The 452-nt window shown below is 65.9% G+C and carries 2 pseudogenes; one reads left to right on the top strand and one right to left on the bottom strand.

From position 1 onward, the window contains the following. Positions 1 to 209 (top strand): annotated as a pseudogene (locus LPA54_RS38585) (hypothetical protein); the annotation flags it as partial. A gap of 46 nt (positions 210 to 255) precedes the next feature. Here the strand turns inward: LPA54_RS38585 and LPA54_RS38580 are convergent. Further along, positions 256 to 452, bottom strand: a pseudogene (locus LPA54_RS38580) (5-formyltetrahydrofolate cyclo-ligase); the annotation flags it as partial.

The raw sequence follows: 452 nt of genomic DNA, 5'->3' as shown, positions 1-452 counted from the left end.
AGAACCTGCTGTGCCTGTGCCCGAACTGCCACGTCCTCTTCGACGGCTTGGAGATCTACGTCGACTCCGACGGCCTGGTCAGAGGAACGAGAGACGACGGAGACCTCAACCCGCTCCGTCTCGCCCCCGGACACCCGGTGGACGAGGCGCACATCGCCTACCACCGCACTCTGTGCACTCTCACCGTACGCAAGCCTGACGTCGGCTGACGCGCACCGCCCACCGGTCGGGGTGGGGAACCCTGCCGAGGCGTCCTCAGGAAACCTGGCGAGCCGCAAGTGCTGGAATCGCGGCGATCTTCTCTGCCGTGAGAGCCGACCAGTCGACCCCTGACGGTCGGTGAGGGTTCGCGCAGGTGATGGTCTCCTCAGGGGTGACGATCAGGTCAACGCCGACGTCATGCTCGGTGGTGGGGATCGGAGTCTCGGTCACCTGGAGTGAGTGGACGGTGG

This window comes from Streptomyces sp. DH12 (genome assembly GCF_020873895.1).
Taxonomy (GTDB): domain Bacteria; phylum Actinomycetota; class Actinomycetes; order Streptomycetales; family Streptomycetaceae; genus Streptomyces.
The sequence above is the reverse complement of the archived record's forward strand: the minus strand, read 5'-3'. Positions and strand labels throughout refer to the sequence as shown.